At 55.3% G+C, this 23,450-nt stretch carries 21 protein-coding genes; 16 read left to right on the forward strand and 5 right to left on the reverse strand.

Going from position 1 to position 23,450, the window contains the following annotated elements; all coding sequences use genetic code 11:
- The first annotated feature begins 148 nt into the window (after positions 1 to 148).
- A complete protein-coding gene (locus KGP17_RS13330; protein WP_223499588.1) occupies positions 149 to 988 on the forward strand; it encodes a PfkB family carbohydrate kinase in 840 nt (279 codons plus the stop codon).
- 37 nt (positions 989 to 1,025) lie between these two features.
- Here the strand turns inward: KGP17_RS13330 and KGP17_RS13335 are convergent, their stop codons facing one another.
- The 4 genes from KGP17_RS13335 to KGP17_RS13350 all read right to left on the reverse strand — a co-directional run bounded on the left by KGP17_RS13335 (position 1,026) and on the right by KGP17_RS13350 (position 6,246).
- Positions 1,026 to 1,736: a flagellar brake protein gene (locus KGP17_RS13335; protein WP_223499590.1), complete on the reverse strand. Its 711-nt coding sequence runs from the start codon at positions 1,734 to 1,736 to the stop codon at positions 1,026 to 1,028.
- Positions 1,737 to 1,808: 72 nt separating this feature from the next.
- Positions 1,809 to 2,591 (reverse strand): N-formylglutamate amidohydrolase, encoded by a 783-nt coding sequence (locus tag KGP17_RS13340; RefSeq protein WP_223499592.1) that lies wholly within the window; start codon positions 2,589 to 2,591, stop codon positions 1,809 to 1,811.
- A 166-nt stretch (positions 2,592 to 2,757) separates the two neighbouring features.
- The gene (locus KGP17_RS13345) at positions 2,758 to 4,458 is read right to left on the reverse strand and encodes a lysophospholipid acyltransferase family protein (RefSeq protein WP_209527201.1); all 1,701 of its coding nucleotides are present in this window, start codon (positions 4,456 to 4,458) and stop codon (positions 2,758 to 2,760) included.
- 126 nt (positions 4,459 to 4,584) lie between these two features.
- Positions 4,585 to 6,246 carry a DUF4091 domain-containing protein gene (locus KGP17_RS13350; protein WP_223499594.1) on the reverse strand — a complete coding sequence of 554 codons (1,662 nt, stop codon included), beginning with the start codon at positions 6,244 to 6,246 and terminating at the stop codon, positions 4,585 to 4,587.
- 152 nt (positions 6,247 to 6,398) lie between these two features.
- Between KGP17_RS13350 and KGP17_RS13355 the strand changes: the two genes are divergently transcribed.
- The 12 genes from KGP17_RS13355 (at position 6,399) to ogt (ending at position 17,769) form a co-directional block, all read left to right on the forward strand.
- The gene (locus KGP17_RS13355) at positions 6,399 to 6,656 is read left to right on the forward strand and encodes a hypothetical protein (RefSeq protein WP_141234328.1); all 258 of its coding nucleotides are present in this window, start codon (positions 6,399 to 6,401) and stop codon (positions 6,654 to 6,656) included.
- A gap of 52 nt (positions 6,657 to 6,708) precedes the next feature.
- Positions 6,709 to 7,962 (forward strand): sugar ABC transporter substrate-binding protein, encoded by a 1,254-nt coding sequence (locus tag KGP17_RS13360; protein ID WP_021806472.1) that lies wholly within the window; start codon positions 6,709 to 6,711, stop codon positions 7,960 to 7,962.
- A gap of 78 nt (positions 7,963 to 8,040) precedes the next feature.
- Positions 8,041 to 8,982: a carbohydrate ABC transporter permease gene (locus KGP17_RS13365; RefSeq protein WP_218519313.1), complete on the forward strand. Its 942-nt coding sequence runs from the start codon at positions 8,041 to 8,043 to the stop codon at positions 8,980 to 8,982.
- 10 nt (positions 8,983 to 8,992) lie between these two features.
- Entirely contained in the window at positions 8,993 to 9,811 is an 819-nt protein-coding gene (locus tag KGP17_RS13370) for a carbohydrate ABC transporter permease (RefSeq protein WP_021806473.1), read from the forward strand.
- A 24-nt stretch (positions 9,812 to 9,835) separates the two neighbouring features.
- A complete protein-coding gene (locus tag KGP17_RS13375; protein WP_021806474.1) occupies positions 9,836 to 10,972 on the forward strand; it encodes an ABC transporter ATP-binding protein in 1,137 nt (378 codons plus the stop codon).
- Between the two features lie 17 nt (positions 10,973 to 10,989).
- Positions 10,990 to 12,261, forward strand: coding sequence for a Gfo/Idh/MocA family protein (locus KGP17_RS13380; protein WP_021806475.1), 1,272 nt, complete (start codon positions 10,990 to 10,992; stop codon positions 12,259 to 12,261).
- A gap of 19 nt (positions 12,262 to 12,280) precedes the next feature.
- Positions 12,281 to 13,189: an ROK family protein gene (locus KGP17_RS13385; protein WP_021806476.1), complete on the forward strand. Its 909-nt coding sequence runs from the start codon at positions 12,281 to 12,283 to the stop codon at positions 13,187 to 13,189.
- A 333-nt stretch (positions 13,190 to 13,522) separates the two neighbouring features.
- On the forward strand, positions 13,523 to 14,293 hold the full coding sequence (gene agaR, locus KGP17_RS13390) for a transcriptional repressor AgaR (RefSeq protein WP_094981283.1): 771 nt from the start codon (positions 13,523 to 13,525) through the stop codon (positions 14,291 to 14,293).
- A 58-nt stretch (positions 14,294 to 14,351) separates the two neighbouring features.
- Complete coding sequence (locus tag KGP17_RS13395; RefSeq protein ID WP_021806479.1) at positions 14,352 to 15,515, forward strand: SIS domain-containing protein; 1,164 nt, start codon at positions 14,352 to 14,354, stop codon at positions 15,513 to 15,515.
- A 9-nt stretch (positions 15,516 to 15,524) separates the two neighbouring features.
- Positions 15,525 to 16,379: a tagatose bisphosphate family class II aldolase gene (locus KGP17_RS13400; RefSeq protein ID WP_021177889.1), complete on the forward strand. Its 855-nt coding sequence runs from the start codon at positions 15,525 to 15,527 to the stop codon at positions 16,377 to 16,379.
- A gap of 341 nt (positions 16,380 to 16,720) precedes the next feature.
- Positions 16,721 to 17,032, forward strand: a complete 312-nt coding sequence (locus KGP17_RS13405; RefSeq protein ID WP_059200888.1) for a hypothetical protein — start codon at positions 16,721 to 16,723, stop codon at positions 17,030 to 17,032.
- 212 nt (positions 17,033 to 17,244) lie between these two features.
- The gene (gene ogt, locus KGP17_RS13410) at positions 17,245 to 17,769 is read left to right on the forward strand and encodes a methylated-DNA--[protein]-cysteine S-methyltransferase (RefSeq protein WP_223499596.1); all 525 of its coding nucleotides are present in this window, start codon (positions 17,245 to 17,247) and stop codon (positions 17,767 to 17,769) included.
- Here the strand turns inward: ogt and KGP17_RS13415 are convergent.
- Positions 17,766 to 18,713, reverse strand: coding sequence for a sugar-binding transcriptional regulator (locus tag KGP17_RS13415; RefSeq protein WP_021177886.1), 948 nt, complete (start codon positions 18,711 to 18,713; stop codon positions 17,766 to 17,768). The genes ogt and KGP17_RS13415 overlap by 4 nt on opposite strands.
- Positions 18,714 to 18,901: 188 nt before the next feature.
- On the opposite strand from KGP17_RS13415, the gene dalD reads away from it, so the two are divergent.
- The 3 genes from dalD to KGP17_RS13430 are packed head-to-tail and all read left to right on the forward strand — an operon-like array spanning position 18,902 to position 23,110.
- Positions 18,902 to 20,287, forward strand: coding sequence for a D-arabinitol 4-dehydrogenase (dalD, locus tag KGP17_RS13420; RefSeq protein ID WP_179247511.1), 1,386 nt, complete (start codon positions 18,902 to 18,904; stop codon positions 20,285 to 20,287).
- Between the two features lie 12 nt (positions 20,288 to 20,299).
- Positions 20,300 to 21,763, forward strand: a complete 1,464-nt coding sequence (xylB, locus tag KGP17_RS13425) for a xylulokinase (RefSeq protein WP_223499597.1) — start codon at positions 20,300 to 20,302, stop codon at positions 21,761 to 21,763.
- A gap of 57 nt (positions 21,764 to 21,820) precedes the next feature.
- The gene (locus KGP17_RS13430) at positions 21,821 to 23,110 is read left to right on the forward strand and encodes an MFS transporter (protein ID WP_186629223.1); all 1,290 of its coding nucleotides are present in this window, start codon (positions 21,821 to 21,823) and stop codon (positions 23,108 to 23,110) included.
- Positions 23,111 to 23,450 lie beyond the last annotated feature (340 nt).

Below are 23,450 nucleotides of genomic sequence, written 5' to 3' on the forward strand. Positions count from 1 at the left end.
GAAAACTCGCAAGCGATCCAACGAAAAATCATCAAACTCTCCCGCTACATACTGTAGCCATGCCCTTCAATAGGTTAAACTTCCCTACCTCGGCGAGTTACCTCTGCCGACCGTTGCGCTTGAATAACAATGAACCAAGGAAGTCTACATGCAACAAGGCTCTAAACTGCGGCCACCACCCATTGATGTGATCACCATTCAGTCGCAGGTGGTCTACGGTAGCGTGGGGAATGGCATTGCCTACCGCACGTTGTTGAAGAAGAACCTGGAGGTGTTGCAGGTACCGAGCGTGTTGTTTGGTTGCCCGCCCTATTACGGCGCGCCGCACGGGGGAGCGATCTCCAGCGAATGGTTCAGCGGTTTTCTGGAAGATCTGATCGCCCGTCAAGTCGTGTGCCGCGCGCGGGCCATCATTATCGGTTACCTGGGTGACGTGGCGCAGTGCCATATTCTGGCCGACTGGCTGCCACGGGTGATTGCCCTCAATCCAGGTATCAAGATCTATATCGATCCGGTGATGGGAGACTATGGCGAAGGGGTTTACGTCGATAAACGTCTGGTTGAAAGCTATCGCTCGCCATACCTCAATCTGGCCCATGGCCTGACGCCAAACGGATTCGAACTGGAGCAGCTGTGCGGCATGGCGCTGAGGACGCGTGAGCAAACCGAACAGGCTGCGCGGGCGCTACTCAAAGGTAATACGCAGTGGGTGCTGGTTACCAGTGCACCTGGCGTGGCAAACGGCGATCAAGAAGTTGGCCTGTTGCTGGTCACAGCAGACGAGGCGCAAAGCTTCACCCATGCCAAAATCGATTCGCCGGTAAAGGGCACGGGTGACATGTTCACCGCGCTGTTAATTGCTCATTTGCTGCAGGGGGAACCTTTCAGCAAGGCAGTGCCGACGGCGATCCATGAGGTGTGTGCGGTATTGGAAGATGCGGCGCGTCACGGTTGGCAGGAGATCGGCCACCTGCGGGCGTTGAAATAACGGCAGACGGCGCAGGTAGCCCCTGCGCCATGGCCACTCAACGCTTTTTCTTCTTGTTGAAATCCAATTCAAAAGCAAACACCGCGCTTTGAATTTTGCGTTCGGTCAGCATTCCCATCTTGAGAAAACGGCAGGACAGGCGCATGAAATGCTGCGTTTGGTCTTCATCAATATCGTGATCTTGATTCACGGCAATCAGTTCCATATTCACCTTGAACTTGCCGTAATCTCCCAAATCCAACTCAGCCTTATTGAACACCAGCCCCGGCTGCATATAGTCGGGTACCGCGCCATCAATACGCAAACCAACGCCACCCGGCGAAAGATCGTGGATACGCAGTTGGTAAGGGGTGCCATCGCTGTGTTCACCGTTACAGAAGAATTCACGCCAATAAGGCGTGGTGATACGTAACTGGCGGCGGCGCTGGATATAAACCAGTTGTTTCGGCAGGCACGCCTCGTAAACCGGCATGGCGTTATGCTCGGTCAGTTGCGCCTGGTCAACGGAGAATTCGATTTTTGCATCGTGGTTTTCAATCACAATGCTGAATTTCCCACCGGAGAGCTGCTCTGGAGCATCGCAATCAAAGACGATGTTATCAGCGCCAACGCTTAATAATTGGCCAATGAATTCGTGTTGTTGATTAACGACACGCAGCGGCGTTCTTTGCTTATAGATGTCGCGCAAGATTGCCAGAACTTCAAAACGCTCCTGCTTGATAAACCGTCCGTTATCAATATGTTCCACCCGTCACTCCCAGCATTGTCCATCGACGCTAACGCTTTCCTTACGCAATCATCACCGCCATCAATACTAAAGTCAAATTTCCCAGCGTTGCCATAATAATGGCAATAGTCGGCCAAAACGAGCCGCCCATGCTGCCTGGCCTGCACTATCCCCGATGAGATCTTGGCGGATCTCGATGCCAACATAGGGTAATTCATGGCGTTCCGCATGTACCGGCAGCGTGTAGTCGGTCGCATCAGTCATCGCATAAGGCTCGTTGATACCAACCTGTAAATCCCCTTCTTCACGCAGCAACTCCGCCAACAGCAGGGCAAATTGTGGATGGCGGTTAAACAGCAGCCCAACCTGCCACGGCCGCGCATCGCCTTTAAACACCGGCGTAAAGCTGTGCATAGCGATCACCGCGCTGGGTTGGTTATTGGCGCGGCGAGCGGCCAGCGTGTGATTGATGGCCTGGTGGTAAGGCTGAAAAATTTCCTGTTCGCGGGCGCCCGCTTCGGCCGCGTTGATCCCTTGGTTGCCAGGAATTGGCGTAACTTCCGATAACGGTGGGATCGAACTGGCAATCCCCGGCATACGGTTACAGTCGATCACCAAACGTGAGTAGTGCTGATGGATCAGTGTCGCATCCAACTGCTGAGCCAGCAGACGGGAAACCGCCAGCGCACCGATATCCCAGCCGATATGCCGATCGATATCGCCGCTGGCCAGACCAAGATCGCCCAAACGTTTTGGGATGGCCTGCCCCGCGTGATCGCACAGCAGTAAGAAAGGAGAAGTCGCCTGTGGCAGCTCAACGCTCACGGCCGCAGGCTCATCGGCAGACAACAAGGTTGGGGTATAGGGGTGATACATAGGGCACTCCGGCGCGAGAAAGCGCTAATTCTAGGCGATCCTCTCACCGGCTACCAATATCCCATGGGAGAATTTGGCGCGGCCGCACTTTCGGTCAAAGCGGAGCCGGTGTCATGACCCATTGATTTTATGAATGGGCGCGCCCTCCCTCACGTTGTTAGCCGATCTAAAGATGAGCGGCAATATAGCGCTGATAGCGGGCAGGCTTCAGCCGCGTCAGATCGACCAACACTAAACCATCGATACAGTGGTTAAACGCCGGATCGGTACCGAAGTCGATAAACTGCACGCCACCGGGCTCACACAGCTCGGTGTATTGCTTGTATAAAGTCGGGATCGAACAGCCGAGGTTGCTCAACAGGCTTTTCAGCAGCAGCAAGTCTTGCTGATAATCATCACCGGCAAACTGGGCCAATACCTGCGGTAAAGAGGCCGGATAAGGCTGCCGTGACTGGGCCATGGCATGGTCTGGAGCGAAATAGAGGCGATAGAAGGCAATCAACAAATCGCGGGCGGCAACCGGCATGCCTCCTGAAATGGATACCGGGCCGAACAGATAGCGATACTGTGGATATTTGGCGAGATAGGCACCAATACCGAGCCACAGGTAATCCAGACCGCGCTTCCCCCAATAGGCGGGTTGAATAAAGCTGCGGCCCAACTCAATCCCCTGTTCAAGGATCGGTGTCATATCGCGATCGTAATGGAACAGGCTGTTGCTGTAGATGCCTTCCAGTCCTTTGCTGGCCAACTGCGGTGCCGTGGGGATAAAGCGGTAGGCACCGACAATCTCCAGTTCCTCCTCATCCCATAGCACCAGGTGATAATAGTCGTCGTCATAGCTGTCCAAATCGCGCCGCCGCCCCGAGCCTTCCCCCACGGCACGGAAAGCGATCTCACGCAGGCGGCCAAGCTCCCGCAGGATCGGTGCTCTGGCCTCCCCCTGACGGCGATAAAGGAAAATGGTTTTGCCATCCGGCGTAACACCCAGTCGCTCGCAGGCCGCCAACGCTTTTTTCAACTCGAGGCGATCTTCCGCCAAGGCGATGGCCGATTCGCTGGTAAACAGCCCTGGCTTTCCTTGACCCAACCGATAGACATGGCGACGGAAACGCTCGGCGTGATCGCGTGCTTGAGTATGGCCATCATGCCAATGGGCAAACGGAATGCGCCCGCCGATGCGGATTTTGATCCGTCCGCCCTGCTGTTTGAACATCTCTCGCACCAATAACAAGGTGGATAACGGGCGATAAATCAGCGAGGTCAAATAGAACAGGCCGCTGTTTCTGGCGCTGATATGGATCGGTACGATCGGCGCCCGCGCCTTGGCGGCCAGCCGCAGAAATCCGGTATGCCAGTGACCATCGCGTATTCCTTTGGGACTCATACGGGACACTTCCCCCGCTGGAAACAAGATCAGCACGCCCTGATTATCCAATTGGGCCTGCATGGCTGAGATTTGCTGGCGGTTGGTACGGTTGCCCAGGTTATCAACCGGTACAAACAGATGACGTAAAGGTTCGATACAGCTCAGCAACTGGTTGGCCACTACCTTGACGTCTGGCCGTACCGCCGCCACCGTCCGCAACAGCACCAAGCCATCCAGCGAACCAATGGGATGGTTGGCAACCAACACCACCGGGCCTTGGCTGGGGATGTTTTCCAGATCCCCATCCACCAGTTCGCAGCTCAAATTAAAGTAGTCCACCACCTGCTCGATCAGATCCAACCCTTTCAGGTGAGGATAGTCGGCGGCAAACTGACTGAATTCTTTTTCACGCAGTAAGGTTCTTAGCAGGCTACGCTGCCAGGCAGGGGGAGAATGCTGTGGGAAGACATCTTGCAGCAGGCTATCCAAAGTAAACATCGGGTCATCTCCTGGCCTAGTCGCTGCAAACTTAAGCCAGCGTCATGACCTGAACATGACCGTTTGATGACGGAAAGATGAAATAAGGCGTCAGGGGCGAGAATGCTCGCCCCTCTATTCTCTGGTTTACAGAGCGGCCTCTATACGGGCGTTGACCTGTTCCCGCAGCCGCAGTAGCACAGAGGCTTGATGAGGGTAACGTTTGAAGGTGATGCGCATCCCCAGCTCTTGATCGATCAACTGCTCCACCGTGACGCGATCGGTCAGGCTCTCCAACAACTGCAAGGCCCGCAGATCCTGCAACCCCTGATGGAATACCCGCAAACGCAGCGACTCTATCGGCATGAAATTCGGCCCAGGGTAAACCACAAAAGGATCGCCAGAGGGGAAGGCGTTGCCGCTGTCGGTAACCGCATAGGGATTCAGTTTCTCCCGGGAATGGCTGCTGTTATAGAAGTTGTAGCCCCAGTGGAGGAAACCGCTGATGTTATAGAGGTAAAGCTGGATACCCAGAATGCGGTTGCGGGCCGAAGGCTGGGCAAAGAAGCGGTTGGCTACCTCGGTTCTTTGCACGCAGCAGTAATAGGCCCACAGCTGCGGGATTTGATGCTCGAGGAATGGCTCGATATGATCGGTGGCGACTACCGGAGTTTCTACCAACCCACGCTGATAGAAGTCAAAGTCGGAGAGTGCATCGAAGGTACGGAACCCCTCTAGCAACGGCTGCAGCGAATCGCTGGCACGTTGGTAGGCGGCGATATTTTCCAGTTTAGGTTCATCCGAGATGTGGAACCACACCTGCCGTTGCAGAGCCCGTGCCCGGAACCAGCCGGTTAACGCTGGCATCAATGCCTGCAGAAACTGCTGATATTCGCTGCCGTGGGCATCGGTATGCCAACCAAACAGCGGCTGCATTTCCCCCGCGACCTCAACCATAATTTTTGGCGCATGCGCTGCGCCCCATTGGGTAAACAGGTGGGCAATTTCGAAGTGTTCGATCCCCTCCTCCTGCGCCATCGCTACCCACTGCGCCAATCGTTCAAAATCAAATTGGTAACCTGCAACGGTGCGTTTCACCCCAACCAACTGCACGGTGGTGCGTTCGCCACCGATGGCGGTATCCAGCGGCGGCGTAAAGATCGGCGTTAGCAGCATATTCACGCCATTTGCCACCGCGTTGCGGACCAAGTTACGCACCGCCTGCCAGTATTGCGGGCTGAACACTGCAATCTGGTAATAGTCCGCCAAACAGTCGGTATGTAGCCATTCGGTATGCAGCAGCCTCTGCTTTGGCAACGCGGCAGGCACCACATGCAGCGTCATACTGGCTGCGGCCAGCTCTTCCCCCGTCTCTTGATCAAACAGCCGCAGCGTTAGCGGATAGTCGCCACCGGCAATACCCTGTACTGGCGGCGTAAAGGTCAGCCACAGGCTAGCGTAATAACGGCAGGCGGCAAAAAAACGCCGATCCTGGATGGGCATCAGCGGGTCGGGAAATAGGCCAGGCTCGGTCGTCAGATAGTTCTCATCGGCCTCGGCATAACAGGGAAAATGGCTGGGCACCGACTGCACATGGCGCACGCTGATATCATCGGCCAATTGCCCCTCAAGTTGATAACGTAATTCCCGGCGGGTTTCATTATCCTCGCGGTACAGACAATACACGCCTTGCCATGAGAGGGTTTCATTATTCAGGCAGCTGAATTGGTTTTGCTGTTCTACCTGCGGTGCGGCTTGACGATGAAATACCTTCTCCAGGCAATGGGTAAATAGTAGCGTGAGACGCATAATAGCTGCCCTGTATTATTTTACGGTGGGATTGAATTAATTTCAGGCTAGCGCGTTTTTTCACCACAGGCAATATAGGCCAACGAAAAAAGCTAGCGAATGCCCTCTCGCCCGGCAAAAAATTAATTTTTTTGTTTATTTGCATCACAAAAATGAAAGATGCCGCGGCCTGCACAATAAAAACGTTTTTAATCCCCATTATGGTGCAAGGGTTATCAGTTAATCCTATGACCCCAGCAAGCCATAACTGCCGCCCGACAACGGATTTTCGCCGTTCGACATTAACAATTCATCAACAAAAAAGCCTTTCGGTTGGTGGCTTTGACCTTTCGTTGTTAACAACAGTGAAAGATACGCGCCCCATTTTTGGGCAAAAGGGCTGCATTGACACATTGAAAGTTAAGGGATAGAAAGAAATCACGTTCACCAAAAAATGTATTCGCCAACACCGAGGGTAAAGCAATGTCACCTAGAAAAAACGCCGGACGTTTTCTGTTGCATTCCGCTGTTGCAGCCGCTTTATTGTTGCCGACCATGTTATATGCCGCCGACCAGATAACATTGCGTTATGCGGTTTGGGATCGAAACCAATTACCTGCCGAACAGGAAATTGCCAAGCGATTTGAGCAGGCCAACCCGAATGTCAAAGTGGAAATAGAATTAACGCCCGCCGCACAATACTTTGTTAAATTAGACTCCGCCGCCGCCGGCGGTGTCGCACCGGATATATTCTGGATTAACATGCCCTATTTTGTGCAATATGCCAAAAACGGCATTATGCAACCGCTGGGCGATTATTTAAAAGACGGCACGGTCAATCTGGATAATATCGTTGCCAGCTCCGTTAAGGCTTATCAATACGACGGCCAGCAGATGGCCATCCCGCGCGACGTCGACTCCATCGCCGTGTGGTACAACAAAAAACTGTTCGATCAGGCTGGCGTCAGCTATCCCACCAGCGACTGGACCTGGGATGACATGAAGAAGAAGGCCGCCGAATTGCAAACCGGCCTGAAGGGCAGCGCCTTCCCGCTGGTGATGGATCTCAGCATCGACGGCCAGGACAGCTATATGAACCTGCTGTTCCAGAAAGGCAATCATATCGTGCCAAAAGATGGCCAACCGACCGATATCGCCAACGACAACGCCATCTGGGTCTACCAGCAGCTACAAGGGATGATGAAAGACGGCCTGATGCCGACCGCCCAGCAGATGAGCGAAGTGAAGACCGAGAACATTTTCCAGTCCAACCGCGCCGCCATGGTGTATGCCGGTTCCTGGCTGGCCGCACCGTTCGCCAACAATCCGCTGATCAACGACCATATCGGCGTGGTGATGATGCCGAAGATCGAGCGCCAGTCTGGCGTGGCTCACAGCCTGGCCTATGCCATGTCCGCCAAGAGTAACCACAAGCCAGAAGCCTGGAAGTACATCGAGTTTATGAGCAGCGAAGCCTCGCAGGCCACTTTGGCGAAAGTGGTGATCCCGGCCAACAAGGTCGCGGCTAAAGCCTGGGTGGAGGAAGTCAAAAAGGTTGACGTCAGCCCGTACATCCAAACGCTGGAAGTGACCGAGGCCTATCCAACCGCAGGCACCAACACGCCGAAGTGGCAAAACATGTGGATCGGCAGCCTGAAGAAAATCTTTATGGGCGCGGATGCCCGTACGGAAATGGATAAATCGATCAAGAAGATCGAACGCATCATGGAGCAGTAATTCCCCCCGCTGCGACCTACCTACCCGAGGGTAGGTCGCAGCGGAAACACTGAGCAGTCAAAGGTGAGGAATGGCGACATGTCGCTGGCAGAAACGGCTACGGCCAACATAAAACAGGCAAAGAGCAGACCTCGTGCCGCATTAAGCCGTCTGGAGCGAGCCGAACGCTTCTGGGGCTGGGTGATGATCCTGCCGCTGGTGATCGGCCTGACGGTATTTTACTTCATCCCGTTTTTACAGAACATTTTTTACAGCTTTACCGACCTCAACCAGTTTATGAGCTGGACGACCATCAGCTTTGACAACTACATCAACCTGTTTGAGGACGATGACTTCTATACCGCCGCCTTCAACACCCTGTTTTATGTGGTGGTGTGCGTGCCGGTGATCCTGCTGCTGTCGTTGCTGCTGGCGATTGGGCTTAACCAGAACATTCGTGGCAAAGCGTTGTTGCGCACCCTGCTGTTTCTACCGGCGGTGACCATGCCTGCCGCAGTGGCAATGGTGTGGCAGTGGTTGTTCAACAAGGATTTTGGCCTGATTAACCAGGGGCTAAACCTGTTGCATATTACGCCGGTCGCCTGGCTCTCCGATCCGGACGTGGTACGCATCAGCGTGTCCATCATCATTATCTGGTCGTCGCTGGCGCTGAAAATCATCATCCTGCTGGCCGGTTTGCAAAGCATCCCCCGTCAGCTGTATGAAGCCGCCGATATCGACGGTATCAGCACCCTGCGCCGTTTCTTCTTTATCACGCTGCCGATGATGGTGCCGACGCTGTTCTTTGTATCGGTAATGAGCTTTATCGAGATCCTGCAAATCTTCGACGTGGTGTTCCTGATGTTCGACCGCGCCCTGGTGGAAGGTGACGTGATGACCATCACCAATCTGTTCTACAAATACGCTTTCTATCTGCAAGAGAAAGGTTATGCCTCTGCCATTACCGTGGTGCTGTTCGCCGTGACGCTGGTGATCACACTGGTGCAGATGGCGATCGGCAAACGCCTGAGAGTGAGCTGAGGAGCCATTGATGACGATAAGCAAACGAGCCCTGGTCTATCTGTTTATGACGCTGGCGGCGCTGGCCTCGGTGGTGCCCTTTATCTGGATGCTGGTGACTTCGCTGAAAACCCAGGCCGAAAGCATCCAGATCCCGCTGACCCTGCTGCCGGAAAACCCCAGCTTGCAGGCCTACGGCAAGATCATGCGCGAGATCCCTTTCGCGGATTTTTATATCAACTCACTGCTGGCCACCTTCTCCACCGTGACGCTGCAAATGGTGATCGCCACCATGGCCGCGTATGGCTTCTCTCGCCTGCACTTTCGTGGCCGTGACGCGGTGTTTCTGGTGTGCATCTCGATCCTGATGGTGCCGGGCCAGGCATTTCTGATCCCGCAGTTCCTGGTAGTGCAGAAGATGGGGCTGGTCAACAGCATTACCGGCCTGGTGCTGCCGGGGATCTTCAGCATTTACGCCACCTTCCTGCTGCGGCAGTTCTTCCTGGCAGTCCCTAAGGAGATGGAGGAAGCGGCGCTGATCGACGGCTACAGCTACTTCGCCATCTTCTGGCGCATCATGCTGCCGCTGATCCGCCCCGGCATCATCGCCTGCATCATCATTAACGGCTTGTGGAGCTGGAATAACCTGATGTGGCCATTGATCGTCAACACCACCACCGAAAAATTGACGCTGCCGGTGGGGTTGGCTTCGCTGTCCAGCCGTGCCGGAGTGGAATACCCGCTGCTGATGGCCGGTGCCTTGATGGCGGTGATCCCGATGCTGATGCTGTTCATTCTTTTCCAACGTTATTTCATCCAGGGCATCGCCAGCGCTGGCGTTAAAGGCTAACCGCGAACAATAAGGTAAACAGACATGGCCGGTATTCAATTAAACAGTGTGAAAAAGGTCTATCCCAACGGTTTCCGGGCGTTGCATGGCGTGGATCTGGATATCAAGGACGGTGAGTTTATGGTGTTTGTCGGCCCGTCCGGCTGTGCCAAATCCACCCTGCTGCGCATGATCGCCGGGCTGGAAAGCGTCAGCGAAGGCCAAATCATGATCCACGACCGCTGCGTTAACGACACCATGCCCAAAGATCGCGGCATCGCCATGGTGTTTCAGAACTATGCGCTCTACCCGCATATGACCGTCTACAAGAACATGGCCTTTGGTCTGATTGGTAAAGAGAGCAAGGCTGAAATCGACCGGCGGGTACAGGATGCTGCCGAGAAGCTGGAAATCACCAATCTGCTGCATCGCAAACCCGGCCAGCTCTCCGGTGGCCAGTGCCAGCGCGTGGCAGTTGGGCGTGCCATCGTGCGTAAACCCAAGGTGTTTCTGTTCGACGAGCCGCTCTCCAACCTGGATGCCAAGCTGCGCGTTTCCATGCGCGTGCAGCTCATCGAACTGCATAACCGACTGAAACAGGAAGGTGCTGCCGCCACCATGGTGTATGTGACGCACGATCAGGTTGAGGCAATGACCATGGGCGACCGCATCTGCGTGATGAATCGGGGCACCATCATGCAGGTAGACAAACCGATCAACCTGTACCACCACCCCGCCAACCGCTTTGTCGCCGAGTTTATCGGCAGCCCGTCGATGAACCTGCACGATCTGGACTTGCTGCGTAATGCTCAGGGAACACAGCTGCGTATCGACGATCGCTATCTGCTGACCCTGCCGCCCGCGCTGGAAAAACAGTTGGAAGACTATCCGCACCAGCGAGTTTGCCTGGGTATTCGCCCTGAAGCGCTGCGCCTGTGTGCTGCTGGTACCCAAAACTGTTTCCCGGCCCGTATCGCCACCATTGAACGCATGGGCAACGAAGAGTTGCTGCACTGTGAACTGGCCGGATTACGCTTCGTGCTGCGGATTGCGTCTCAGCCAGACTGGGAACCGAGCATCGGCGAACAGATCCATTTGACGTTTGATTTGGCCCGCGCCCACCTGTTCGATCAGGCCAGCGGTGACAACCTGAATAATAACGCTACCCAGTCACTGGGATAATTTGGGAGTACTTTGCAATGTCTAATGACTTTACTGGCCGTCCGGTACGCGTGTTGGTGATTGGTGCCGGTGCTCGTGGGGAGATTTACTCTCGCTATGCATTGGCTCACCCAGAACTGATGCAGGTGGTGGCGGTCGCTGAACCGCGCGATACCTATCGCCAGCAGTTTGTGGCTCAGCACGGCATCTCGCCCGAAAACGTCTTTACCGACTGGCAGCAGGCCGTGGCGGCAGGCAAACTGGCCGATGCGGTGATGATTTGCACCCAAGATACCCTGCATCTGGCACCGGCCCTGGCCTTCGCCAAACAGGGTTATCACATGCTGCTGGAGAAACCGCTGTCACCTGATGCCAGTGAGTGCCGCACCATCGTTGAAGAAGTGGAGCGCCAGGGGATCATATTCTCCGTCGGGCACGTGCTGCGCTATACCCGCTATACCCAGAAACTCAAGCAACTGCTGCGCGATAAGGTCATTGGCGACATCGTTAGCCTGCAACATCTGGAGCCGGTGGGCTATTGGCATCAGGCCCACTCTTTCGTGCGTGGCAACTGGCGCAACGACCAGCAGGCAGCCTTTATGCTGCTGCAAAAATCCTGTCACGATATTGACTGGATCCGTTACGTGATGGATACGCCTTGCGAGCAGGTCAGCTCATTCGGTGGATTACGCCACTTCCGCCAGGAAAACCAGCCTCAGGGCGCAGCGGATAACTGCCTGGACTGCGGCGTTGAGGCCGAATGCCCCTATTCCGCCAAACGCATCTACCTTGGCGAAAACCACAAGGCAACGCCGGGCTTCCTGCGGGTGCTGACGCCAGAAGTCGATCAGGAACATCTGGTCGCCGCGCTGCGCAACGGCCCTTATGGTCGCTGTGTCTACCGCTGTGATAACAACGTGGTGGATCATCAGGTGGTGAATATGCAGTTTAGCGGTGGCCGCACCGCCGCCTTTACCATGACCGCCTTTACCAAAATGGAAGATCGCAAAACGCGCATTTTTGGCAGCCAGGGATGCCTGGAGGGCGATGGCCGCTACATCCGCATCACCTCCTTCCTTGACGACCGCGAAACGCTGTATGACGTGGACGAGGCCGAAGACCTGCACACCATGTCTGGCCACGGCGGCGGCGATTATTATCTGATGCAGCACTTTATCGCTGCCGTGCGCGCCAACGATCCTTCGCAGGTGCTGTCTGGCCCGCAGGAAACGTTGCAGAGCCACCTGATGGTCTTTGCCGCCGAACGCGCCCGCCGGGAAAACGCCGTCATCACCTTGGGTGAGGAGTAAAGCCGTGGCTACTCATGCTATGCGTTACGGTTTTGATATTGGCGGCACAAAAATCGAAATGGCCGCCTATGATGCCCAGTTGAATCAGGTGCTGTGCCAGCGTGTCAGTACACCCACCGGCGACTATCGCGAGTTTCTCGCCTGTATCGCGCAACTGGTCAGCCAGGCCGATCGCAGCCTGCACACCCAAGGCAGCATCGGCATTGGCTTGCCGGGGATCACCGACCCACGCAGCCGCAAGCAGTTGGCGGTAAACGTGCCCTGCCTGACGGGCCACTGCCTGGCGGACGATCTCACTCAAGAGCTGTCGCGACCGGTAGAGATTGAAAACGATTGCCGCTGTTTTGCACTTTCGGAGGCCAGCACGCCCCAGACCGAACGGTTGGAAGTGGTGTTTGGTGCCATCATCGGTACCGGCGCTGGCGGTGGGCTGGTGATGAACAAACGGCTCCACAAGGGCCGCAATGGGCTGGCTGGGGAATGGGGGCATACACCCATCTCGGCCCAGTTGGCTCAGCGTTACGATCTGCCGCTGTTTGTCTGCAACTGCGGCCTGACCGGCTGCTTTGAGCGTTATGTCTCCGGCAGCGGTCTGCTGGCCCTGAGCCAACACTTTGGCCATAGCGCCGCCAACGTCCCGGCCCTGATCGCCAGTTACCGTCAGGGCGATCCGTTAGCGCAACACCTGATGGGGATCTACATCGATATCCTGGCCAGCGCGTTGGCCAGCCTGCAACTGTTGCTGGATGTGGACGCTTTCGTGTTAGGGGGCGGGCTTTCTAACGTAAGTGAACTCTATGCACAGTTGCCCGCCGCCATGTGCCGCTGGCTACTGCCAGGGACAGAACCGGCGATGGTTTATCCCCCGGTGTATGGCGACAGCAGCGGCGTACGCGGTGCGGCACTGTTGCGCCAAAGCTGGCAATAAAAAATTTAAGGAAAGCTCACCCGCATTATTCATCGTGGGTAGCTTTCATCCACGGCGGAATTAATTGGCGCGGCAAAAGGGATATTAGCCGAATAAATAAGGCATTACCGGTTTTCAGTTTATTTCCATGCGGCTTTCGGTTGATGACCAACCGAAAGATATGGCAACAATAACTTGTTGAAATATAAGATTATATTTAAATTTTTCGATTGCGTTGCGCGGTTTCGTTTGCTGTAATTTGCAACGAAAGACTGAAAATACGCCTGTAACGGTTGCTGTGGCCCCTATGCCACGGCCGGGGTTTGCTACGGGTAAATCAGGAGTCAGCTATTCATGATCAATACCGTTAAACGGCGAGAATTAATTATCGACCAGCTATGCCGTGAGGGCACGGTGCGCGTGGAACAGTTGAGCAGCCAATTTGCCGTCTCTACCGTCACCATTCGCAGCGATCTGCGCCATCTGGAAAAAAGTGGCTGTGCGGTACGGGCCTACGGCGGCGCGATGCTCAATAAACAGTTCGCCTTCGATCGCCCGCTCCAGGACAAGGGGCGCATCAACCGCGATGTGAAATTCGCCATTGCCTGTGCCGCGAGCGCGTTGGTGAACGACGGTGACGCGATCATTCTCGACTCGGGTTCCACCACTAGCCAGATGGCCACCCAGTTGGCCGGCAAGAAAGACCTGGTGGTGATGACCAACGCCTTGAATATCGCCTTCGAATTGGCCAGCAACGAACAGGTGGATTTGATGGTGGTCGGCGGCAGCGTGCGGCGCAAGTCCTGGTCGCTGTATGGCCCCGCTGCCGAGCAGCACATCCGCCAATATCGCTTTGATAAATTTTTCCTCGGCGTTGACGGCTTTGATTTGGTGGGCGGTATCACCACGCCAGATCCTGGTGAGGCCCAGCTTAACCGCGCCATGTGCGAAGTGGCCCGCGAAGTGATTGCGGTGGTTGACGCCAGTAAGTTTGGCCGCAGCAGCTTCTGCATGATCCGCGAGATCGGCCAGATCCACCGATTGGTGACCGACAGCCGCATTCCAGCCAATTACCTGCATGCGCTGCAAAACCTGGGGATCCAGGTGATTATCGCCGACCACTAAATAGGCATCAACAGGCATTTATCAGGTATAAACCGATTTTTTTTAAGGAGTTACCATCATGACAGGTTATTTTTCTTACGATGCGGACTGGCTGGAGCAACATCATGCGCTGCATACCGCCCGTGAGATTTGGCAGCAACCGGACCTTTGGGCGGCCTTGCACCAGCAGTTGGTCGCCCAACAGGAGCAATGCTCCGCTTTCCTGACGCCTCTGCTGCAAAACCCGCGCCTGCAGATTGTGCTGTGCGGTGCTGGCAGTTCAGCCTTTGCCGGCCGGGCCTTGGCCCCATGGCTGAGGGAAAAAACCGGCCGGGATGTTGCGGCCTATGGCACCACCGATATCGTCGCCAATCCGCAGCAGTTTCTCGACCCATCACGCCCGACGCTGCTGGTCTCTTTCGCCCGTTCCGGCAATAGCCCGGAAAGCGTCGCCTCGGTAGCGCTGGCAGATCAACTGCTCCCCCAGTGCTATCACCTGATGCTGGTGTGCAACCCGGATAGCCAGTTGGCCAACTATGCCCACGGCCGTAAAAACGTCTGTGCCCTGGTGATGCCACAGGGTTCAAACGACCAGAGCTTTGCCATGACCTCCAGCTTCAGCTGCATGATGCTGAGCACCGCGCTGCTGTTAGGCCCTTATTCCCTGGACGCCGCCAAGCAACCACTGGCACAGATGATCGAGCGCTGTAGAGAACTGCGTGAATCGCTGCAATCCCAAGTAAAAACCCTGGCCAGCAGCGGCTTTAGCCGTTACATCGTGCTCGGCAGTAGCTGTTTCACCGGCCTGGCGGAGGAAGCCTCGCTGAAAATGTTGGAACTGACCGCCGGGCAGATCGTCACCCGCTATGACTCGCCGCTGGGCCTGCGTCACGGCCCTAAATTTATGGTCGATCCACAGACGTTGGTACTGCTGATGCTCTCCAGCAACCGCTATACCGAGCGTTATGAGCAGGATCTGTGGGACGAACTCCAGCGTGACGGTTTGGCCAGGCAAATGGTTGGTCTTGGTAATTCGCCAACGGAGAAAACGGGCCAGTCCGATTTGCATCATGCCGACGACGATATCTGGCTGTTGTTCCCCTATCTGCTGTTTGCCCAAATGCTGGCGTTTGAAACCTCGCTGGCGCGCGGCCTGACGCCGGATAACCCCTGCCCAACCGGGGAAGTCAACCGCGTGGTAAAAGGCGTGACCATTTATCCCTACTCTGCTACCGAGCTGTGAGGAGCCGTTATGTACCTGATATCCAACCGTGAAATGCTGTTGAAAGCGCAAAGGCTGGGCTATGCCGTGCCAGCGTTCAACGTACACAATCTTGAAACGGTGCAGGTAGTGGCAGAAACCGCCGCTGAACTGCAATCCCCGGTGATCATGGCCGGGACCCCGGGCACCTTTAGCTATGCGGGTACCGACTATCTGGTGGGAATTTGCCGCTCGGCAGCCCAGCGCCATGACCTGCCGCTGGCGCTGCATCTAGACCATCACGAAGAACTCGAAGATATCGCCACCAAGGTCAGAGCCGGGATCCGCTCGGTGATGATCGATGGCTCGCACCTGCCTTTTGAGCAGAACATCGCGCTGGTTGCGCAGGCCGTCGCGTTATGCCATCGCTATGGGGCTAGCGTAGAGGCGGAACTAGGCCGCCTGGGTGGCCAGGAAGACGATCTGATTGTCGATGCCGCAGACGGTTTTTATACCGACCCAAAAGCCGCCCGCGAGTTTGTCGCGGCTACCGGGATCGACTCCCTAGCCGTCGCCATCGGTTCGGCTCATGGGCTGTACCACGGGGAGCCCAAGCTGGATTTTGACCGTCTGGCGCTGATCCGCGAACAGCTGGAGATCCCGTTGGTGCTGCACGGTGCCTCCGGTATCCCGGAAGCGATGGTCAAGCGAGCCATCTCGCTGGGGGTGTGTAAGGTGAACGTGGCTACCGAACTTAAAATCGCCTTTGCCGATGCGGTGAAGAGCTATTTCTCGCAACATCCCGAAGCCAACGATCCGCGCAAATACATCGTTCCGGGTAAATTGGCGATGAAAGAAGTGGTAGCAGAAAAGATCCGTATCTGTGGCAGCGCAGGGATGCTGTAACTCCAAAGCGTTAGATTAAGGGCCGCAGAATAACGATAAATATGCGGCCTTAACATTAATATCGCTATTTAAAGTCACACCCGTTATTATAAGCAGCATCAAAAGTAATAATACTCACATCGCCCCTAAATTCCCCCCACTATGATCTAAATCATGGTTTTACTGCCTGGCCATCCCTACTATTAAATTCAATTAACGAACGATTGCTGTTATTATTATTTACTCAATACATTATAGTCACGTTGGAAATTAAATCACCAGACAATGGAAGTTTGTTTTTTAGACAATAATCGACTTTTTTGTTAATGGATGGTTTTACTTTATGCTAATAGGAATAGCTTATGAAATCTATTATTACGGCTTTGGCCATGCTGGCAGCATTACCCCTTTCAGCTCATTCAAAACAAGAGGTTAGCCACAACGCCATCTCAGGGAGCATCCAGTTTTCCGGCAAAATCAGCGCCCCAACCTGCGAGATTTCGCGCAATGATGGTCAATACATATCCAGTTGCTATCGTGAAACCGCCTTCAACACCAATGAATTTATCCAAATGCCATTGGATAATATGGGTTCGGAATTAATGGGCAAACCCATTCGTGAATCGGTGTTTAATGACCCTTCTCTACAACGAATTACGTTAATTTACAATTAATCCTAATCGACGGAATTATGTCATACAATTAGTCATCGAAAATGACTTTGTGGTTTTACTAACATTTTGGCGTTTCACCTCTCGGGGTATACCTACTTGGGTGTACCCTGTTTTTCCCTATAGCCCCCGCCCCATCAGCATGTCCGAAATCCGCCATCACATCCGGCTCTTTCATGTAATAATCGCCCTATCAAACGCAAGGAGTGAACAACATGCTGACCTTTTTTATTGATCGTATGCCGACGCCGGTCGGTGAACTGGTGTTGATCGGCGATGAGCAAGGACGGATGCGCGCGCTGGACTGGACCGATCACGAGGCACGCCTGATGAAGCTGCTCAACAGCCATTATCGAGCCTCTCCCTTCGTGATACAGGAGCAAGCCAACCCCGGCGGCCTGACGGAAGTGATGCAGCGCTATTTTGCTGGCGAGTTGGCAGTCATCGACACTGTGCCGGTGATGACTGCGGGCACCGAGTTCCAACGCACCGTTTGGCAGCAACTCCGGCAAATTCCCTGTGGGGAGATCATCACCTACGGGGAATTGGCCAAGCGCATTGGCAGGCCAACCGCATCACGCGCAGTTGGCATGGCTAACGGCACTAACCCAATCAGTATCGTAGTGCCCTGCCACCGAGTGATCGGCTCTCAGAGAGCGCTGACCGGTTACGCCGGAGGGGTCCAGCGCAAACAATGGCTGCTGAAACATGAAGGTTTCCTGCCCCAGGATCTGATTTAATCGGCCAGCAGCGCCAACGCGCTTTCCTCATCCGTCACCAGGCCGTTGATCCAGCGGCCTAGTAAGGCCGCACGAATGGCCTGATGTTTTTCCGCACCACCTGCCAGAGCAATCACCGGTTTTTCCGGCCGTTGGTGCAGATTAACGCTGGTTAGCCGCCGATCGAGTTCGCTAGCCACCCGCTGGCCCTGCGGATCGATAAAATGGCCGAGCATTTCTGCCACTGCGTTAGACTCACAAAGACGATCGACATCTTCTGCGGTGATAAACCCATCCTTGTGCAGTGGGCAGTGGTATTCGATGGTGCCAATGCCAATAAAGGTCACATCGGCCTGGCTGGCCTTGTCGTTCACCGTGCGGTAAATGCGGTGGTTGCACCACAGGGCGCGATCCTGTTCGCTATCGGCAAACAGCGGTGCGGGCAGGATAAAGTAGCGGCCCTGGGTTTTCTCTGCCATCCACAGCGGTACGTCATAGCGGGTACAGGAGCCATCAGCCGCGATCGCCCCGATCAGCGAAACGCAGCTATGCTGTGGCCGCTCCAATTCCGGCAGCTCATCGATCGCCGCCTTCAGGCTGCGGCCTGAACCCACCCCAATGTTCAATGGCTGTTCACTACGCAAAAACTGCGCCATCACTTCAGCCCCGGCTACCGCCACTGCGCGGTTTATTCCGGCACTCTCCATTCCCTGACTAGGCACCACCTGGCACAGCGTTAAGCCATAGCGTGCGCTAAGACGGGCCGATAATTCCATGCAGCGCCCTACCGGGTGGGAAATGTTGACGCTGATCAGACCGCTGTCGATCGCCAATGCCACCAGCCGCTGTGCAACCTGGCGCGATACGCCCAACGCCTCGGCAATTTCATTCTGAGTCTGTCCGGCCACGTAATACATCCAGGCGGCGCGCGCCGCCTGATCCAGCTTCTTATCGTGTTTGACCATGTTGTTTCACCCGCTACCCCTGATGGCGTCATTTTACCGGCATTCCACCTGCCCGCAGAGGCCGATTTGCACATTTGTGAGCTAAAGCCCATTTAAAGGGCAAAAGTTTATTTAATCTATCGCTATCAATGGAGCAAATGCCCAATGCAAGGGCGGATGCCCTAAAATAACCTTTAGTGGAGAACGTTATGAGCAAACCAGTGAACTCTTCCCAGGCCATTTGGCTGCATATTGGCGCCGGATCTTTCCATCGTGCTCATCAGGCCTGGTATCTACATCGCCTGATTGCAGCGGGCGATAGCCGCTGGTCGATTGCGCTTGCCAACATTCGCGATGACGCCACGCCGTTACTGGATACGCTGGCTGAGCAACAAGGCCAATACGTGCTGGAAACCGTCACCCCACAGGGCGTTCGCCAGTACGAAACCATTACCTCCATCAGCAAGGTCATTCCCTGGGATAACGAACTGGCTGCGTTGACAGCGCAAGGGGCCAAACCAGAAACCCGAGTCATTTCCTTCACCGTTACCGAAGGTGGCTATTATCTGGATAACCAGTTTAATCTGGATCGCGCTAACGCCGATATTCAGGCCGATCTGCTGGGCGCCTGCCGCACTATTTACGGCACCATGGCACAGCTCTTGGCACGCAGAAAGCAGCTTAATGGTGACCCTGTCACGTTATTGAACTGCGATAACCTGCGCCATAACGGTGAACGCTTCCGTCACGGCCTGATGCAGTTCCTGCAACTGCGTAAAGAACCAGAGCTGATCGCCTGGATCGATAGCCACACCCGCTGCCCCAACACCATGGTTGACCGCATCACACCACGGCCAGCGCCGGAGGTTGCCGAGCGCGTTGCCGAAGCCACCGGCTTCCAGGATCGTGCGCCTGTAATGGGGGAAGCCTTTATCCAATGGGTGATCGAAGATGATTTCATCAACGGGCGGCCAGCGTTGGAGAACGTCGGCGTCGAAATGGTTGAATCCGTGCTGCCCTATGAAGAAGCCAAGATCCGCATCCTCAACGCCAGCCATAGCTGCATTGCCTGGGCCGGTACGCTGATTGGCCAAAGCTTTATTCATGAAAGCACCGGCACCCCAGCCATCCACCAGTTGGCTTATGATTATGTGACCCAGGACGTGATCCCTTCCCTGACGCCGAGCCCGCTCGACTTGGCCGCCTACCGTGACGTGGTTCTGGAACGCTTTAGCAACCCCTATATTCGCGATACCAACCAGCGCGTTGCCGCCGACGGTTTTTCCAAAATCCCCGGTTTCATTACCCCAACGCTGCAAGAGTGTTATCAGCGCGGCCAGGAGCCGAAAGCCACGGCCATGCTGCCTGCCCTGTTCTTTGTCTTTATGCAGCGCTGGCACCAAGGCCAACTGCCTTATGAATATCAGGACGGTATTCTGGACGCCGCCGCTGTCCACCAGATGTTCGCAGCGGCCGATCCGGTGGCGGTATTTGCCTCAGATGAGAAATTGTTCAGCACCTTGGCCCACAGCCGTGCCTTTAGCCAACTGCTGCGCCAATCCATCGATCGGGTTAATCACTGGCTGGCGCAATAAAGGGAGCGAACCATGTATCTAGGACTGGATTTAGGCACCTCAGAAATCAAAGCCGTGGTGATTGATGACAACGGCACCCTGATCGCCAGCGCCGGTGAGCCGCTGGAAGTACAACGTCCGCATCCCCACTGGGCAGAGCAGGACCCGGCCGATTGGTGGCGAGCAACGCAGGCGGTAGTGAGCCGTTTGCGCGCCAAAATTCCGCAACAGTGGCCGCAGATCCGCTCGCTGGGGCTTTCCGGTCAGATGCACGGAGCGGTGCTGCTCAACCGTGATAATCAGGTTTTGCGCCCGGCGATTTTATGGAATGACACTCGCAGCGCCGAACAATGCAAGCAGTTGACGCAGAACGCACCGGAGTTGCATGACATTGCCGGTAACCTGGCGATGCCGGGATTCACCGCGCCCAAGCTGTTATGGGTTGCCAGGCATGAACCGGAAATCTTCTCGCAAATATCCACCGTGCTGCTGCCCAAGGACTTCCTGCGCTGGATGATGAGTGGCGACAAGGTTTCCGATATGTCGGACACGGCCGGCACGCTGTGGCTCGACGTGGGCAAGCGGGACTGGTCAGATCCCTTGCTCGCTGCCTGTGGCCTCAACCGCGATCAGATGCCGCGTCTGGTAGAAGGCAGCGAAATCTCCGGCCAGTTGAAAGGCGATATTGCGCGCTCCTGGGGCCTTGCTGACAATATTATCATCGCCGGTGGCGGTGGAGATAACGCAGCCAGCGCGGTGGGCATTGGCGCGGTTAATCCAGGCGATGCGTTTATCTCGCTGGGGACCTCCGGCGTGCTGTTCGCCGTGAACGATCGCTTCCGCCCCAATCCACAATCCGCCGTCCATGCGTTTTGCCATGCCTTGCCTGAGCGCTGGCATCAGATGAGCGTGATGCTTACCGCCGCCAGTGCCCTGCGCTGGTTCTGCCAACTGGTGGGCAGCAATGAACCCACGCTGTTGGCCGAAATTGCCCAGATGAACCTGGCGGAACAGCGCCTGGCCCCGGTATTTTTGCCCTACCTGTCCGGTGAACGGACGCCGCACAACGATCCGCTGGCGACCGGCGCGTTCCACGGTCTGACACACAGCCATCAGCGTGCATCAATGGGCTATGCGGTGCTGGAAGGCGTGGCATTCGGTATGGCGGACGGCCTGGACGTTCTTTCGCAAGCCGGAACCCGGCTGGAACAATGTTCACTGATTGGCGGTGGCGCTCGCAGCGAACATTGGGCGCAACTGATGGCCGACGTGCTCGATCTGCCGGTGGTCACCCATCTTGGCGGTGAAGCCGGCGGCGCTTTGGGCGCGGCGCGGTTGGGATGGCTGGCAGCAGGTGGAACGGTGGAGCAGGTTTGCCACAAACCCGCCATCGATCGACGCTTCCTCCCGGACGGAGAACGCCAACCTCTGCTCGCGGAACGTCTGGCCACCTACCGTCAGCTCTATCAACAACAATTGGCCCTGCGCCGGGCATGATCCCGGCGCGGTAAAAAATAATAAGACTGTACCCTTACACCTATCTTGGAGTTTGCTATGCCACAAACACATAAACACTGGTTCGGCCTGCCGATGAACCTGTTCTGGGGCTACATCGCCATCGCCATTTTCATGAGCGGCGACGGCTTTGAGATGGCCTTTCTGTCTAAACACATCACCGATATGGGGTTCACACCGGCACAGTCGGCGCTGGTGTTTACCGTGTATGGCCTTGCAGCGGCGCTGGCGGCCTGGAGCTCCGGCGTGGTGGCCGAAATCATCACACCACAAAAAGCCATGCGCATCGGCTTTATCCTGTGGCTGGTGATGCACGTGCTGTTTATGCTGTTTGGCCTGGGGATGCGTAACTACCCGCTGATGTTGCTGTTTTACGGCATTCGTGGCCTGGCCTATCCACTGTTTATCTATTCGTTTGTGATGTTGGTGGTACAGAACGTCCCTAAACAGCAGCTCTCTTCCGCGATGGGCTGGTTCTGGGCAATGTACTCGATCGGCATCGGCTGTGTCGGCAGCTATCTGCCCAGCTTTACCATTCCGTTGATGGGCGAAACCGGCACCCTGTGGTTTGCCATTGTCTGGGTGGCTGCCGGTGGCTTGATGGCGATGTTCCTGCTGCGCAACGTGGGTGAAGCCAGCCCCAAGGCCGATCTGTCACCGCAGGAGAAACTCAAAGAGCTTTCCCGCGCGGTGACGATCCTGTTCACCAACCGCAATATCTTCCTCTCGTGCCTGATCCGCATCATCAACACGCTGTCGCTGTTTGGCTTTGCGGTGATTATGCCGATGCTGTACGTAGGCCGGCTGGGCTTTAGCATGTCCGAGTGGCTACAAATTTGGGCGGTGTTCTTCTTTGTCACCATCTTCACCAACATTATGTGGGGCATTCTGGGGGAGAAAATCGGTTGGCTGCGCCAGGTGCGCTGGTTTGGCTGCATCGGTTGCGCCATCTCCAGCCTGGCGTTTTACTACCTGCCGGTGCATTTTGGCCATAACTTCTGGATCGCGCTGGTGCCCGCAGTCATGCTTGGGATCACCGTTGCGGCCTTCGTCCCTATGACCGCAGTGTTCCCGGTACTGGAACCCAACCACAAAGGTGCAGCTATCTCGATCTATAACCTTTCCGCCGGCCTGAGCAACTTCGCGGCCCCGGCCATCGCCTCTATTGTGCTGCCCTTCTTTGATATCGAAGGCGTAGTGTGGGTGTATACCGGTTTGTATCTGGTGGCGGCGGTGTTGACGCTGATCGTCAAAGTCGACCAGCCAGGACATAACAACGTCCCGCGCTATGTTCCGGCTAATGATGCTTTGGCTAAAAATAGCGCCTGATTTTAAAGCTGGGCGCAGCATGCTGCGCCCGTTCGCTCCTGCACAGTACCGTCATAACTAGCGGGCTCATTCACCGCACAGATTTGTGTAGAAATATTTATTCGTTATCCTACGTGACCATCACGAATGAAAGCTATCCGCCCATCTATACCCCTACAATTGATAAGACTAATCGCAGAAAGCCGATGATAATGCGAGATTTATTCGTTTTTCATATGGTTTTAGTCAATATCAGCCAGCCTTTTCCGAAGTCAATAAATCACTAAACATCAGTATGCTACGGAATGATGAGCAATAGCCCTGTTTAAAAATCACACAAAATGTCGCTATTGTTGTTCTT

Origin of the sequence: Serratia sp. JSRIV001 (genome assembly GCF_019968745.1) — a bacterium.
In the GTDB taxonomy this organism is placed as follows: domain Bacteria; phylum Pseudomonadota; class Gammaproteobacteria; order Enterobacterales; family Enterobacteriaceae; genus Chania; species Chania fonticola_B.